We start from the raw sequence: 15,780 nt of genomic DNA on the forward strand, positions 1-15,780 counted from the left end.
TGGTGTAAACAACGCAACGTTTTCCTACAGATGACTTTTATAGGCAATCTGTCCGCGTACCATGTATCCGGTTATTTTTGACGGAAATGTATCAGAGTCCCTTTTTAATTGATTAGTTCATCCAAAGTTAAGTTATTTTTGATTTTTATAGCAAAATAAAAATGGTTTTATCTTGTATTGTTTTCCTTTTTGGCGTGACAGAGTTAATCCCGCGAAGCCAAAAAGGAGGGGAATTCTAACACAATATGTTTTTAGCATTCCTAATTTAACTAAATTTACAAAATATACAAAATAAATATCTATAAATGTTTTTAACTTCATCGAAAAATCAATAAAATTCGATATTTTCAATATGTATTTTTACAACATAATTGCGCATTATATACCGATTATCCTAAAATACTACCGTTTATTTGAAAAATTTAGTATTTTATTATTGCTTTTACCATCTAAAAACCAATAAAAAAAGGCCGTCTGAAAAAATATTTCAGACGGCCTTTTTTATTAAATGCGCTCTATTTAACAAACTTCGACCAACCAGCCGTGTTTGTCTTCTGTCAAACCGTATTGAATGTCGGTAATCGCCTTACGGATTGCGTAACCGCGCTCTTGGCTCTTCACTTCGATTTCTTTGCCATCAATCACGAAAGAAGTTACCGGAGAAATGACTGCAGCCGTACCAGTCAGAATCGCCTCTGCACCATTTTCCACAGCTGCTTTCAGCTCATCAACGGTAAAGTTGCGTTCGGTAACGGTATAGCCCAAATCTTTGGCAACAGTCAGCACGGAATCACGGGTAACGCCGTGCAGGAATTCATCTGTCAACGGTTTGGTAATGATTTCATCGCCGTTAATCAGGATAAAGTTAGACGCACCGGTTTCCTGAACGTCGCCATTCGGACAGAACAACACTTGGTTTGCGCCATATTCAGCTTTAGCTTTCAACACCCAAGGCATGGCAGAAGCGTAGTTGCCGCCGCATTTCACACGGCCCATATGTGGGGCGCAACGGATATGTTCGGTTTCCACCAAGATTTTAACGGGCGAACCAGCTTTGAAATAGTCGCCGACAGGAGAAGCCAAAATGTACAGCAAAGCAGTTTCAGAAGGAGAACCGGCTTTACCGATCACAGGATCGGTGCCGATCAAAGTCGGACGCAGGTACAACGCCGCTGGCGCATCAGGAATTTCTTCAGCAGAGCGTTTGACCAATTCAATCAAAGCATCCAAATAAGCCTCAGTTTCAGGGCGTGGCAGGTGCAGAATATCCGCACTTTGCTGCATGCGCGCAATATTGGCGGTCGGGCGGAACATCACGATTTTGCCGTTTGCCTGACGAAATGCCTTCAAACCCTCAAAACATTCGCTGCCGTAATGCAAGGCATGCGCGCCCGGGGCGATTGTCAGGTCTTTGGAAGATTGCCACTCTACCGGCTGCCATTTACCTTCACGATAAGCGATAACGGGCATTTCAGCGTGAAAAACGCTGCCGAATACGGCTGGAACTGGTCTGCTCATGATGATTGCCTTTCTTATTCTGATGTGCAAAATAAATTAATTAAAGACTGAACAATACGCCTTTCAATATAGGTTTGACAAGTACCCGTCAGCATAAAAACACCGTCCCCCTTGCCGTCTGAAACATGCCGTCCTATCCGAAATCCGGCAAATCGTTTAAACTGATACCATTTTTCAGACGGCCTGCCCCAACCGCAGCCAACCCGGAGCAACCCATGAAACTCATCTATACCATCATCAAAATCCTGATTCTCCTTGTTTTCCTCCTGCTGGCCATCACCAATACCCACACTGTATCCTTCTTCTACCTGCCCGGCCAAAACATCAATCTGCCGCTGATTGTCGTGCTTTTCAGTGCATTTATTATCGGTATCGTGTTCGGTATGTTTGCCCTCTTCGGCCGTCTGCTGTCTCTGCGTAGCGAAAACAACCGCCTGCGCGCCGAAGTGAAAAAACACGCCCACCTTTCCGAAAAAGACCTGACTCCGGTCAAAACCGAAACACCGGCAACAACTTCCGAAGCCACTCCCAAAGCGTAACGCCACCAACCAATAAAGGAATACCATGGACAACGAATTGTGGGTCATCTTACTGCCCATCGTCCTCCTCCCCGTTTTCTTCGCTATGGGCTGGTTTGCCGCGCGCGTCGATATGAAGACCGTCCTGAAACAGGCCAAAAGCATACCGGCAGGGTTTTACAAAAGCCTTGATGCCCTCGTTGACCGCAACAGCGGCCGCGCCGCGCGTGAATTGGCGGAAGTGATTGACCAACAGCCGCAGTCATACGACTTAAACCTGACCCTAGGCAAGCTCTACCGTCAGCGCGGCGAAAACGACAAAGCCATCAATATGCACCGCGCCCTGCTCGATTCGCCTGACACAGTCAACGAAAAACGCGCGCGCGTGCTTTTTGAATTGGCACAAAACTACCAAAGCGCAGGCTTGGTAGACCGTGCCGAACAAATCTTCCTCGGTTTGCAGGAAGGCGATATGGCACGCGAAGCCCGCCAACACCTTTTGAGTATCTACCAACAAGACCGCGACTGGGAAAAAGCCATCGAAATGGCGCAGCTCTTGAGCCATGACGAACAAACCTACCAGTTTGAAATCGCCCAGTTTTATTGCGAAATCGCCCAAGCCGCGCTGTTCAAATCCAACTTCGACACCGCACGCTACAACATCGGCAAAGCACTCGAAGCCAACAAAAAATGTACGCGCGCCAACATCATCCTCGGCGACATCGAATACCGTCAGGACAACTTCCCTGCCGCAGTGGAAGCGTATTCCGCCATCGAGCAGCAAAACCACGCCTATCTGAGCATGGTCGGCGAGAAACTCTATGAAGCCTATGCCGCGCAAGGCAAACAGGAAGAAGGCCTCAACCGCCTTATCGGCTATATGCAGACCTTCCCCGATCTCGACCTGATCAACGTCATCTACGAGAAGGCCTTGTTGCTCAAAGGTGAAACCGAAGCGGCGCAAATCGCTGTCGAACTCGTCCGCCAAAAACCCGACCTCAACGGCGTGTACCGCCTGCTTGGTTTGAAACTCAGCAATATGAATCCGGAGTGGAAAGCCGATACCGATATGATTCGTTCCATTATCGGCCGACAGCTGCAAAAAAGCGTTATGTACCGCTGCCGCAACTGCCACTTCAAATCCCAAGTCTTCTTCTGGCACTGCCCTGCCTGCAACAAATGGCAAACCTTTACGCCGAATAAAATCGAGATTTAATAAAGCGTTAAGTATCAAAAAAGGCCGTCTGAAATCTTTTCAGACGGCCTTTTTATTACAAAGCAAAATATCAAAACAGCTCAAAACATAGGCGCACACACCAGCAATATCTGCTCAACACCGCTACTCTGCCCATGCCAACGCCGCTACAATCTGAGCCTCAATATCGGCATTAAACTCGCCGGCACGGTACGCATCGCGCAATTCCGTGCGCCGGGTTTCATCTGCCGCAATTTGGTTCAACACCACTTGTGGAAACTCGTTAAACACAGGCCCAGCCTCTTCATGCCCCATCAAAAACAGCGCAGGGATTTTTTGATTGGCGCGGACGATTTCCTGTTGGCTCGGATTCTCAAAACGGCTGCTGTCGTCAAAATCGTTGCGGGCAATATAGTTGACGCGGATATCGGGGTTCAACTCCGCCATTTTTTGAATAAACGGCACAAACACGCGGCAATCAGGGCAATATGGTGCAGCGGCAAGCAGCCAGTTTTGCGGACGGCTGATCTTTTTAACCGCCGCTACCGTTTGCGCCGACAGCTCGGTCGCCTGATAGAGTTGCTGCTGTTTCAATTTGTCTTCTTCAGTATCAAAATCCAAATATTCTGCATAAGTGGCCATGCTTTACTCCTGTTCTGTTGTATCGGTCTTCCCTGCCACGCCGGTCAAAAGCGGAACAAGCAGATTGACGACGAGGTTTTCAAATAGCGGCTCATCAAGCGGCGATTCTTCCGAATGGCCAAACACCAGCTTCACTTCGGTATATTCTTTCTGCCCTTTGCTCATTTTATTGCCGTTAAAAACCTCATGGGCTTTTCTCAAGGCAGCATCCCAATCCTCTTTCTTGTTGTACTCCTCCGCAGCGGCAAGACTGGTTTTGGCAAAAAACGGCAAGGGGGTATTTTGTCCGATTCGGAAATATACCAGCCATTCTTTTAAAAGCTCCCTCGCGGCCTCTTGCCCGATGGCGGCATAGGTTTCGGTCCGCCCCAAGCTGACAATATAGGTTTGTCGGTTTGCAACGGATTGAGGGGCAACGGCGCAAAAAATCAAATGCTCCAATAAACGGGCAATGCGGTTGGGTGCATTGTCTTTTTGATTTAGAAACACAATACGGCCGCATTCATAAAGATTACCAATGGTGCCTTGTAAAACCAAGTCGTCAAAGGATTCTTCATAAGGTTCAGACGGCCTTTTGTCACTGCGTATCAGCTCGGCATCTACGTTTTTCGCAGATATCTGATACTGCTTCTGCCACAAACCGCCCAATTCGCCTACCGGCATCAGGCTTTCTGCATTCAGCCGAATGGCCGTATCTTCAAAATCTTCCCCTTTGCGCCGCGCATCCAAATAGGCATCGGCAATCCGACCCTCATGTTGCGGCTCAAACGGTTCGGCAGACTCCCATGCGCCGTCCAGATACGGCTGATCCCAGCTTAAATTTTTCTTCAGCCAAACTTTGACAGGGTTGCGCCAAAAACTGATGAGCTCACCCTGATGAATGGTTTTGGACGGTTCTTCCTGACTTAAAGCCTCAAGGAAAAACGGCTGCGCTTCCGCTGGCGGTTGGTTCAACGCATCGGCGTAATCTTGACGCGTACTGAAGAGGCTGTCTGAAAGCGCGTCCTGTTGGAAATAACGGCGTGAAAACGCCTGCAAAGGATGATGTTTCACCCATTTCTCCGACAACTCGCGCCCGCTTTTCCCCGTCATGGCGGCAATGGTATCCAGCAGCTCGCTGATTAACGAAGACGGCGCGAACTCGGCATCATTGCGTATATCGCGGCCGATATAAGACAAATACAGCATTTCGCGCGCGCTGATTAAGGCTTCGAGGAAGAGATAACGGTCGTCGTCGCGGCGGGCGCGGTCGCCTTTTTTCGGATGTTTGGCAATCAGGTCAAACACCGCCGCTTTGGTATTGCGCGGAAAATCGCCGTCATTCAAACCCAACAGGCAAACCATTTTAAACGGCAGGCTGCGCATCGGCACCATACTGCAAAAAGTGATGCCGCCGCTCAAAAATCCGGCTTGGCTTTCGCTGTCCAAAAAGCGGCGGGTATGGCGGATAACGGTTTTACACGGCAACAATCCGTCAAATCCGGCCAACTGTGCCTCTTCCTGCCATTTCGCCAAAGACTGCTCAAACTGCTGCTTGGCGTATTGGTCGTCCGTATCCGGAGCAAACAGTTTCTCCAGCAAATCACGGCAACGCTGCACCCAGCTTTCCACATTGGCAGGCTCTTGCCATTGCGCCGCCATATCGGCCAAAGTACGGACAAATTCGGCAAAACCGCTGAACACGTTCAGCTGGTTGACGTTGCTATGCCACGCGCTCACGCCCTGCCACATGCCGTTGCCGCCTTCAGGCAGCATCCAGCCCAAGGCCAAACGTTCTACCGCCTGCTGCCAAGTAAAGAGGTTGTCTTTGCCCTCGCGCATGGTTTGGTCCAAACCCCAATGCACATTCAATCCGGCAACAGTCTCATGCAGCAGCGGCACATCTTCCTCGCTCAAACCGAAGCGTTGCAGCACCAACCGGCTTTCCAGCAAAGGCAAAACCTTGTCCACTTCAAACCGGCTTTCCAGCAAGTCCAAAGTTTGCGCCAAAGCATACAGCAACGGCTGGCGGCGGCTGAGTTTCACATCCGAAATCGAATACGGCAAAGCCTGGCTGCCTGCATGTTCCTGTCCAAAAACGGCTTCGATAAACGGGCTGTACGGCTCGATGTTCGGCGTCAACACGGCAATATCGTGCGGCTGCCAGTCGGGATTTTTTTGTAACACCAGTGACAGCTCTTCTTTCAAAATCTGCAATTCGCGCAAAGGGCTGTGCGCCGCGACGATTTTGACGGAGCCGTCATTCAGCAGCTCATCCGGCTCGACACACACCGGATTACCGTCCGCATCGTGGACCTGAACCAAAGCCTGTTGCCCGTCTGCTTCGCTTTCTTCCTGTTGATACAAGCGTTCAGACGGCATGATTAAGTTTTGGATATCGTTTTGCAGGCAATGCAATAAGGTATCGTCTTTTCCCTCTTCATAAACCTGAATATCCTGCTCGGTTTCCACTTCCAACAGAAAATCAAAGAAATCGCGCCCCTGCTTGCCCAAAGAAGCCAACAGCGGATGCCCTGCCTGCGACAAATCCGCCTCATCGCCCCTTTTCAAAATCTGCGCCTCGTCGATGACCTCACCCCAATATTGGCTGCTCGGATTGAGTGCAAACACAAACACATCGCAATACTTGGAAATTTGGTGCAACAGTTGCAGATACATCGGCGCCATTGTCGAAATGCCGAATACGAACAGCCTTTGCGGCAAGACCGATTTATCCAACTGTGCCAACAGCTTTTCCCACAAGGCCACGCGGTGCGGCGCAGATTGGCTGCCATCGTCCAAATAACGCCACAGCCGCGCTTGCCAATCTTCATCATCACCCAAACCCAGTAGTTTCCCAGCCTGCCACTCATCAATCCAATCCGGGCGGTACACCAAATATTGGTCGAAAATATCCGCCATCTGTCCGGCAAGCTGATAATCCGCCGATGCCGAGCTGTGCAAATAACTTTCCAGCTTCAGGCGCACGTTTTTGTATTCCGGGGCCGTCTGAAACGCTTCGCTGCGGAACAAATCCAACAAACGCCAACGCATGACTTCAGGCGAAAACGGACTGAGCGGCGGCACATCGGGAACCAATTTGCGCATCAGCTGCCACGCCAAACCGGCAGGCAGGCTGAACTTCAAATTCGCCGCCACGCCGAGTTCGCGCGCAAAAAACACATTCAGATAACGCCGCATACCCTGGCTCTGCACCACCACTTCTTCCTGCGCCAATACAGAATCCAAGGGCGAAGCCTGATGAATACGCGCGCACATTTCGGCAAGCGATTCCAAACGGTCGGATTGAAAGAGATAAAACATGACATGCCATCGAAAAAACAATTACGCGCATTATAATGCCATCAGGGCAAACGGTTCAGCAGCGTATGAAAATAAAAGGCAAAAGATTACGGTAAAGGCCGTCTGAAATCGCTTTTCAGACGGCCTTTACCGTTAAAACTCAAACGCTGGGCTTTGATGTATTTCTTTTTGAACCTCGGCTTTGTTTAAGCCGAAAGAAAATCTTCTGAGTTCCCACCCAAAATAAAAACCTGCTTCCCTCAAAGCAGGTTTTTAATCTATCCTACTCAAACAGGCGGCAACGGCGCGCCTTCGGGATGCTTGTAGCGGTTGTACATAAATAAATATTGTTCCGGAAAACGGCGTATCCAATATTCGGTATTTTCATTAATAACGCGCGCGTCGTTCTCCTTATCGCCGTTCAATTCGCCGCGCAAAGGCTCGATATGCAAGACAAAGCCTTTACCGTCGGGCAGACGCTCGCCGCAGAAAAATAAAGCCTTTACGCCTTTGACTTGCGCCAGCTTGCCCGCCAACGTCATGGTATAGGCAGGTTTGCCGAAAAAATCCACCCACACGCCGTCGCCCCCTTCTTCCGGAGACGGTACATGGTCCGGCAACACAATGGTCGCTTCGCCGCCGCGCAGGGCCTTGATGATTTGTTTGACGCCCTGAATACTGGTCGGTGCAGTCTTGCCCTTGCCGCGCACGCGACCTGCCTGCATTACCGCATCAAATGCCTTGATTTTCGGCGGCTTGTACATCGCCGTCAGCGGAAACGGCAGTTGCTGACTGATGTAGCGGCCCGCCAAATCATAGCTGCCGATGTGTGGCGTGATAAACAGCAAACCTTCGCCCGCGCTCAAGGCCGTCTGAACATGTTCCCAACCGTTGACGCTGACAAACAGGTTCTCAATTTCCTCAGGCCGTCTGAAAAACGCCACCGGCAATTCCAAGCCGCCTTTTGCCGTTTCACGGAAAACTTTTTTCACCGCCTCATCCGTCGGGTTCAAACCGGCAAGTTTCATGTTTTCGAAAACACACCGGCGATCTTTCGACAGCACGCGGAAACCCAAACTGCCCAGCAGATTGCCTAATTTGTGTAACCAAGCCAAAGGCAGAGCGGCCAAAAATTTAAAAACAAAGGTAACAAGCGTTTGCATAAGGTTTTACCAAAATGAAGTGGACAGATTGTAAACGAAACACGCCGTCTGAACAAAACAGACTTCGGGCAAATATATTGCGGCACACCTGCTTTTCTGCTACTATCCGCACTGCATTAAGAGTTGGGAATTCCATGCCAACCTGCTTTTCAAACGGAAAGGTAAGGTGGACGGTTGAAAAACCGATGTGGCTCGCCAGAGCAATCCAAACCCGCTTAATGCGGGAATTTTTTTGCCTGTAAGAAACGCGCAACAGGATTCCGAAACAGCAGGCAAGTGCGAATGTTTCTCACTTGTATAGAGAAAAAGCGGAGTTTTTGTTATGATTTCCGCTGTCCGAAATAAAAGGCCGTCTGAAAACACAGCAGCCTGTTTTTAATGAAAGAATAGCAATGAGCGAATATCTGTTTACTTCCGAATCGGTATCCGAAGGCCATCCGGATAAAGTTGCCGACCAAGTATCCGATGCGATTTTGGATGCCATCTTGGCGCAAGACCCAAAAGCGCGTGTCGCCGCAGAAACCTTGGTCAACACAGGCTTGTGCGTATTGGCAGGCGAAATCACGACTACCGCCCAAGTGGACTACATCAAAGTCGCACGCGAAACCATCAAACGCATCGGCTACAACTCCTCCGAGCTGGGCTTTGATGCTACCGGCTGCGCAGTCGGCGTGTACTACGACCAACAATCTCCGGACATCGCCCAAGGCGTGAACGAAGGCGAAGGCATCGACTTAAACCAAGGCGCAGGCGACCAAGGTTTGATGTTCGGCTATGCCTGCGACGAAACCCCTACCCTGATGCCGTTTGCCATCTATTACAGCCACCGCCTGATGCAACGCCAAAGCGAATTGCGCAAAGACGGCCGCCTGCCTTGGCTGCGTCCTGATGCCAAAGCCCAACTGACCGTGGTTTACGACAGCAAAACCGGCAAAGTAAAACGCATCGACACCGTCGTCCTGTCTACCCAGCACGATCCGTCTATCGGTTACGAAGAGCTGAAAAACGCCGTGATCGAACACATCATCAAACCGGTTCTGCCGTCTGAACTGCTGACCGACGAAACCAAATACCTGATCAACCCGACCGGCCGCTTCGTTATCGGCGGCCCGCAAGGCGACTGCGGTTTGACCGGCCGTAAAATCATCGTCGATACCTACGGCGGTGCGGCTCCGCACGGCGGCGGCGCATTCTCCGGCAAAGACCCGTCCAAAGTGGACCGTTCCGCCGCTTACGCCTGCCGCTATGTTGCAAAAAACATCGTCGCCGCCGGTTTGGCAACCCAATGCCAAATCCAAGTTTCCTACGCCATCGGCGTTGCCGAACCGACTTCGATTTCCATCGATACTTTCGGTACAGGCAAAATCAGCGAAGATAAACTGATTGCCCTGGTTCGCGAACATTTCGACCTGCGCCCTAAAGGCATCGTCCAAATGCTCGACCTGCTGCGCCCGATTTACAGCAAATCCGCCGCCTACGGCCACTTCGGCCGCGAGGAGCCTGAATTTACTTGGGAGCGCACCGATAAAGCAGCCGCATTGAAAGCAGCTGCAGGCGTGTAAAAAACTATCGAGGTCGTCTGAAACTCCTTTTCAGACGACCTTTTTTCGTCCGTTCAAAAACTTTTTGGCAAACGACGTATCATATGTTTGTTTTACAAGAACAGTGCATTGCCGCACTGTTCTTTGTTCGTCCACTAATAAAATAAAATTGAAGGAATACATCATGAAAAAATGGCTGCTGGCTGTTTTGCCCGCCACCGCGCTTGCCGCTCCGCCTCAAGGCTTTTATCAAAATTACCAAGACTGGGACATTGCTTGTGACAATACCGGCACCTGCCGTCTTGCCGGATATCAGGCGGAAGAAACAGAACCGCCGGTTTCTATCCTGTTTACCCGACATGCAGGGGCAAATGCCGCCGTAATTGGCGAAGTTTCCCTGCTGTCATTTAATGATGATGACACACAGCTTACCAACATTGCTGCACGCAACGAATTGGTATTGAACGGTAAATCACTGGGCAAATTGGCGTTCAATAAAAAAGGCCAAGGCAAATTGAGCAGCGCGCAAACCAGTGCCTTACTCGAAGCATTGAAAAAAGAGAGCAAAATCAGCATCCGCTCTGGAAAATATGAATGGCACTTGTCCGACCAAGGTGCAGCGGCGGCGATGTTGAAAGCGGACGAATTCCAAGGCCGTCTGAACACACCTTCCGCGCTGATACGCAAAGGCAACAGTAATCAGGCCGTATTAAATCCTCAGCCCAAACCCGTAATCCATGCCGTTGCCGTACCACAAAAAGCAAGCTATATGCTGGAACAGGACACACCGCGCCACAGCGCCGTCATGAAGCTCTTGAGCGAGAGCAACCGCGTTTCCGAAAGCGACAATAATTACTGTTATGCCCTGCACAATAAAGAGCAAATGCATTGGAACCGCAGCCTAAGTATTTATCCGCTCAACAAACAACAAGTATTGGTAGAGGCCATCTGTATCGGCGGCGCTTATCAAACCAGTGGTTACTATGCCATTGCCAACAAAGAACTGACCAAGATCGAACAAGTGCTGCCGCCAATGACATACGGCGGTCATGGCGGATTTGATGAAAAAACAGCCACACTCAGCGGCAGCTTCAAAGGCCGCGGCATAGGTGATTGCTGGTCTGGCAATACAGCTGTATGGGACGGAAAAACCTTTGTCCGTAATGAGGAATACACCACCGGTTCATGCAAAGGCTTTGCAGGCGGCGCGTGGCTGATGCCTATTTTTGAAACCCGTATTGAGCGTTAAAACACGTTGAATATTTACGGCAGAAAGCAAAAGCCGTCTCAAAAATTCTCGTTTTCAGACGGCCTTTTTCCTTATACAATAGCCACTTGAATTTCTATATACATTCTGAATAAAGGATACGGATTATGTTCGGCAAACAACTTTTTGAAGAAGTCAGCTCCAAAATCAGCGAAACCATCGCCAACAGCCCTGCCAAAGACATGGAAAAAAACGTTAAAGCCATGCTCGGCAGCGCGTTCAACCGCATGGATTTAGTGACCCGCGAAGAATTCGACATCCAACAACAGGTTTTGATTAAAACCCGTACCAAACTGGCCGAATTGGAAGCCCGTTTGGCCAAACTCGAAGCCGCTCAAGAGCCTGAAGAAGCTGCTTTGAAAGCGGCCGAAACCGCTGCGGAAGAAGCTGTTGCCGAAATCAAACAACAAACCGAAGCTGCCGAATAAGGCCGTCTGAAACATGTCGCTTGCTTTGGTTTACAGCCGCGCCTTAAGCGGCATGAATGCGCCGTTGGTCGAAGTGGAAGCCCACCTTGCCAACGGCTTGCCACATTTCAATATCGTCGGTTTGCCTGATACTGAAGTCAAAGAAAGCCGCGACCGTGTGCGTGCCGCCATCATCCAAAGCGGCTTCGACTTTCCTGCCAAGAAAATTACCGTCAACCTCGCACCGGCCGACCTCCCAAAAGAATCCGGCCGTTTCGATTTGCCGATTGCCTTGGGCATTCTTGCCGCATCGGGACAAATCAACCCTGAAAAGCTCGCCCAATATGAATTTGCCGGAGAATTGGCACTGTCCGGCCTGCTGCGTCCCGTACGCGGCGCACTGGCCATGGCATGGCAAGGAATGCAGGCAGGCCGTTCGTTCGTCTTGCCGCAAGAAAATGCCGAACAGGCTGCCGTCATGCGCGGTATCGCGGTTTATGGTGCGCGTTCTTTAGGCGAAGTGGCCGCGCATTTAAACGGTATCGAACCGTTGACACAAACTGAATGCAAGCTGACGCAAAGGCCGTCTGAACAAAGTAAAATTCCTGATTTAGCCGATGTCAAAGGCCAACATACCGCCCGCCTTGCTTTGGAAATCGCAGCGGCAGGCGGACACAGCCTGTTGATGATGGGCCCTCCGGGTACGGGCAAATCCATGCTTTCGCAACGTTTGCCCGGTATCCTCCCGCCTTTGACCGAAGACGAATTGATCGAAGTCTGGGCATTGCGTTCGCTCCTGCCCAACCATCAACAGCAACTCGACAGCAACCGTCCTTTCCGCAGTCCTCATCACAGCGCCAGCTCGGCTGCCATGGTAGGCGGCGGTTCAGACCCACGTCCGGGTGAAATCTCATTGGCGCACCACGGAGTGTTGTTTTTAGACGAATTGCCCGAGTTTGACCGTAAAGTATTAGAAGTATTGCGCGAGCCTTTGGAAAACGGCGAAATCCATATTTCCCGCGCCGCACGCCAAGCAGTTTATCCGGCCAAGTTCCAACTTGTCGCCGCCATGAACCCCTGCCCTTGCGGCTATCTTGGCCATCCGTCCAAACCTTGCCGCTGTACGCCTGAAAGCGTTGCCCGCTACCGCAACAAAATTTCAGGGCCATTGCTCGACCGTATTGATTTAACCATCGAAGTACCCAGCCTTTCTGCTGCCGAATTGATGCAACAAGAAGCAGGCGAATCCAGTGCCACCGTATTGGAACGCGTTACCGCCGCACGCAAAATCCAATATAACCGACAAGGCAAAGTCAATGCAGAACTGAGTGTCAGCGAGCTCGATGGCAAAGCCCGCATCCAAAAAGAAGCGCAAGAAGCCTTGGGAACCATGCTTGAAAAACTGTCCCTTTCCGCACGAAGTTTCCACCGCATCATGCGCGTCGCCCGTACGCTGGCCGATTTGGCAGGCGACGAAGAAGTCAGCAAAACCCATGTGATGAAAGCCATCGGCTTCCGTCGCGCTCTTTAACTTTTCAGACGGCCTGAATCTTTATGTTTAAGTAAAACTAGAGTAAACAAAGCATCAGGATTTTGCCGTCTATAACGGTTATTGATAAAATATCGAATCCAAACTCAGACAGTCTCCTTTCAGACCGTCTGAACACATTATTACAAGGTAAGTCATGAAAAAATCTACACAATATGGCAAAGGCTTGGCCGGTTTCTTTTTCGGCCTGATACTGGCAACAGGTATTATTGCCGGTATTTTGTTCTTCTTGAACCAAGGCAACCAAAACGTTTTCAAAGATCTGACTCAGCCTAAACAAAGCGAAGAACCTGAAATCCTGAAACCTCAGGACAAAGCAGAGAAACGCCCAGCTACCGACACTTCATCTACCCAAGCAGATGAAGAAAAAGCCAAAGCAGAAAAAGAAGCGGCCGAGAAAGAAGCCAAAGCTAAAGAAGCGGCTGAAAAGGCTGCCAAAGAAGCTGAAGAAAAAGCTCAAGCGGAAAAAGAAGCTCAGGAAAAAGCCGAACAAGCAGAACGTGAAGCTAAAGAAAAAGCAGAGAAAGCCGTTGCCGATAAAGCTGAACGCGAATCTAAAGAAAAAGCTGAAAAAGCCGCCGCCGATAAAGCCGAACGTGAAACCAAAGAAAGAGCAGACAAAACTGCTGCCGACAAAGCCGAACGCGAAGCCAAAGAAAAAGCTGCAAAAGCTGAAGCAGAAAAAGAAGCTGCCAAGAAAAAACTGGCCGAGAAAAAAGCGGCTGAAGCCAAAAAGCAAAACAAGCCGACACCTGAACAAATTCTCAATAGCGGCAGTATCGAAAAAGCACGTAAAGCAGCAAATGCCTCTGCAGCAAAAGAAAGCAGCAACTCTGTAAGTAAACAGTCAGTAGAAAAAGCCGAAACAGCTGCCAACAGCGGTAAAAAAGCATTCCTGCAGCTTGGTTCATATGCAGACCGCTCCAGCGCGGACTCACAACGTGCAAAATTGGCTATTTTAGGTGTTTCTTCCAAAGTGGTTGAATCGCAAAACGGCGACAAAACCATTTACCGAGTTCAAAGTAACACCATGCCGCAGGAAGCCGCTGTGAAACTGCAAAAAAACCTGCAAGGCCATAATATCAACAGCTTGATTCGTTCTACCAAATAATGGAATCACTGATATGAAGCAGCGTATAAAACAAACCATTGCCGCACTCAGCCTGGGCCTACTCAGCCTGAGTGCGCAAGCTGCTACCGAGGGCGTGGACTATACTGTCCTCAGTCGTCCTATCCCGCAACAACAAGCCGGAAAAATTGAAGTACTTGAGTTTTTCGGCTACTTCTGCGTCCATTGTTACCATCTCGATCCGGTTTTGTTGCAACACAGCAAAACCTTCGCTAAAGATGTTTCCTTACGGACAGAACACGTCGTTTGGATGCCTGAAATGTTGGGTTTGGCCAAGGTGGCCGCAGCCGTCAATCTTTCAGGTTTGAAATATCAAGCCAATCCAGTCATCTTCAAAGCAGTTTACGAACAAAAAATCAACCTGGCCGATACCAATGTATTCCGCTCATGGGTGGGTAATCAGACGGGTTTTGACAGTCAAAAACTGCTTCAAGCCTACAACAGTCCTGCTGCCGCATCGGCTGCTGCAAAAATGCAGCAATTGACGGAAACTTATCGAATTGAAAACACACCAACTGTCATCGTCGGTGGTAAATACAAAGTCAATTTCAGCGGTACCGACTGGAAAGCCGGTATGAAAACCATAGACGAGCTCATCGTCAAAGTCCGCCGCGAACAATCCTCAAAACCACTTTAACTATTCAACAAAAGAAAGACGGCCTCAAGGCCGTCTGAAAACTTATGGACATTCTGATTTTATTTAAAGCACTAATTCTCGGTATCATCGAAGGTTTAACCGAGTTTCTCCCTATTTCCAGTACCGGTCACTTGATTGTATTCGGTGACTTAATGAACTTTCAAAGCAACGGAAAAGTATTTGAAATTGCTATCCAACTCGGTGCAGTATTAGCCGTCGTATTTGAATACCGCCAACGATTTACCCATATCATAAAAGGATTGGGTAAAGAACGAACAGCCAATCGCTTTGTACTAAATTTATTTATTGCCTTCATACCAGCTGCGGTTGTGGGTCTATTGTTCAGCAAACAAATTAAATTATACCTTTTCAACCCAATTACCGTTGCTACCATGCTGGTACTGGGTGGTTTCTTCATTTTATGGGTTGAAAAACGCCAAGCAACGGCCAAACCTAAAGTTAATCATGTAGATGATATGCTCCCAATCGACGCATTTGTTGTAGGATGCGCCCAAATTTGTGCCCTTATCCCTGGTACATCACGTTCAGGCAGTACCATCATGGGCGGTATGCTATGGGGACTGGAACGTAAAACAGCTACCGAATTCTCATTCTTCCTTGCCGTACCGATGATGATCGCAGCCACAGGTTACGACATCTTAAAAAACTACAAACTCTTTACCTTGCAAGATGTCGGACAAATTGCCATCGGTTTTATCGCAGCATTTATCGCCGGTTTATTAGCAGTAAAAGCTTTGCTGAAATTTGTCTCCAGTAAAAACTATGTGCCTTTTGCCTACTACCGTATTGTATTTGGTGGTCTGATTCTCCTTACTTGGATGCTGGGCTGGGTCAGCTGGAGCGAATAATCCATCTTCATTCACCAAAGGACGTGTCCCCCACGTCCTTTTTCTTTATCCGCATCCTCCCTT

The 15,780-nt window shown here is 49.4% G+C and carries 13 protein-coding genes and 1 riboswitch; of the genes, 9 read left to right on the plus strand and 4 right to left on the minus strand.

Going from position 1 to position 15,780, the window contains the following annotated elements:
- Positions 1-519: 519 nt before the first annotated feature.
- The gene (gene ilvE, locus HMPREF2872_RS08520) at positions 520-1,518 is read right to left on the minus strand and encodes a branched-chain-amino-acid transaminase (RefSeq protein WP_070632923.1); all 999 of its coding nucleotides are present in this window, start codon (positions 1,516-1,518) and stop codon (positions 520-522) included.
- Positions 1,519-1,733: 215 nt separating this feature from the next.
- Here ilvE and HMPREF2872_RS08525 point away from each other — a divergent pair, with 215 nt between their 5' ends.
- On the plus strand, positions 1,734-2,057 hold the full coding sequence (locus HMPREF2872_RS08525; protein WP_070632924.1) for a LapA family protein: 324 nt from the start codon (positions 1,734-1,736) through the stop codon (positions 2,055-2,057).
- A gap of 25 nt (positions 2,058-2,082) precedes the next feature.
- On the plus strand, positions 2,083-3,252 hold the full coding sequence (gene lapB / locus HMPREF2872_RS08530; protein ID WP_070632926.1) for a lipopolysaccharide assembly protein LapB: 1,170 nt from the start codon (positions 2,083-2,085) through the stop codon (positions 3,250-3,252).
- Between the two features lie 123 nt (positions 3,253-3,375).
- Here lapB and HMPREF2872_RS08535 read toward each other — a convergent pair whose 3' ends face one another.
- The 3 genes from HMPREF2872_RS08535 to HMPREF2872_RS08545 form a co-directional block, all read right to left on the minus strand.
- A complete protein-coding gene (locus HMPREF2872_RS08535; RefSeq protein ID WP_070632928.1) occupies positions 3,376-3,873 on the minus strand; it encodes a thioredoxin family protein in 498 nt (165 codons plus the stop codon).
- Positions 3,874-3,876: 3 nt separating this feature from the next.
- Positions 3,877-7,176: an exodeoxyribonuclease V subunit gamma gene (recC, locus tag HMPREF2872_RS08540; protein WP_070632930.1), complete on the minus strand. Its 3,300-nt coding sequence runs from the start codon at positions 7,174-7,176 to the stop codon at positions 3,877-3,879.
- Positions 7,177-7,442: 266 nt separating this feature from the next.
- Complete coding sequence (locus tag HMPREF2872_RS08545; protein WP_070632931.1) at positions 7,443-8,318, minus strand: lysophospholipid acyltransferase family protein; 876 nt, start codon at positions 8,316-8,318, stop codon at positions 7,443-7,445.
- 108 nt (positions 8,319-8,426) lie between these two features.
- A riboswitch (SAM-I-IV-variant riboswitch) is annotated at positions 8,427-8,537 on the plus strand.
- 173 nt (positions 8,538-8,710) lie between these two features.
- Here HMPREF2872_RS08545 and metK point away from each other — a divergent pair.
- The 7 genes from metK (at position 8,711) to HMPREF2872_RS08580 (ending at position 15,717) form a co-directional block, all read left to right on the plus strand.
- A complete protein-coding gene (gene metK / locus HMPREF2872_RS08550) occupies positions 8,711-9,880 on the plus strand; it encodes a methionine adenosyltransferase (protein WP_070632933.1) in 1,170 nt (389 codons plus the stop codon).
- 163 nt (positions 9,881-10,043) lie between these two features.
- Positions 10,044-11,108, plus strand: coding sequence for a DUF1176 domain-containing protein (locus tag HMPREF2872_RS08555; RefSeq protein WP_070632934.1), 1,065 nt, complete (start codon positions 10,044-10,046; stop codon positions 11,106-11,108).
- Positions 11,109-11,233: 125 nt separating this feature from the next.
- On the plus strand, positions 11,234-11,554 hold the full coding sequence (locus HMPREF2872_RS08560) for an accessory factor UbiK family protein (protein WP_049328707.1): 321 nt from the start codon (positions 11,234-11,236) through the stop codon (positions 11,552-11,554).
- A 13-nt stretch (positions 11,555-11,567) separates the two neighbouring features.
- Positions 11,568-13,064: a YifB family Mg chelatase-like AAA ATPase gene (locus HMPREF2872_RS08565; RefSeq protein ID WP_070632936.1), complete on the plus strand. Its 1,497-nt coding sequence runs from the start codon at positions 11,568-11,570 to the stop codon at positions 13,062-13,064.
- 154 nt (positions 13,065-13,218) lie between these two features.
- Entirely contained in the window at positions 13,219-14,193 is a 975-nt protein-coding gene (locus HMPREF2872_RS08570; RefSeq protein ID WP_070632938.1) for an SPOR domain-containing protein, read from the plus strand.
- 13 nt (positions 14,194-14,206) lie between these two features.
- Positions 14,207-14,848 carry a thiol:disulfide interchange protein DsbA/DsbL gene (locus tag HMPREF2872_RS08575; RefSeq protein WP_070632940.1) on the plus strand — a complete coding sequence of 214 codons (642 nt, stop codon included), beginning with the start codon at positions 14,207-14,209 and terminating at the stop codon, positions 14,846-14,848.
- Positions 14,849-14,892: 44 nt separating this feature from the next.
- Positions 14,893-15,717, plus strand: a complete 825-nt coding sequence (locus HMPREF2872_RS08580) for an undecaprenyl-diphosphate phosphatase (protein WP_070632942.1) — start codon at positions 14,893-14,895, stop codon at positions 15,715-15,717.
- Positions 15,718-15,780 lie beyond the last annotated feature (63 nt).

The organism is Neisseria sp. HMSC069H12, assembly GCF_001812735.1.
Classification (GTDB): Bacteria; Pseudomonadota; Gammaproteobacteria; order Burkholderiales; family Neisseriaceae; genus Neisseria; species Neisseria subflava.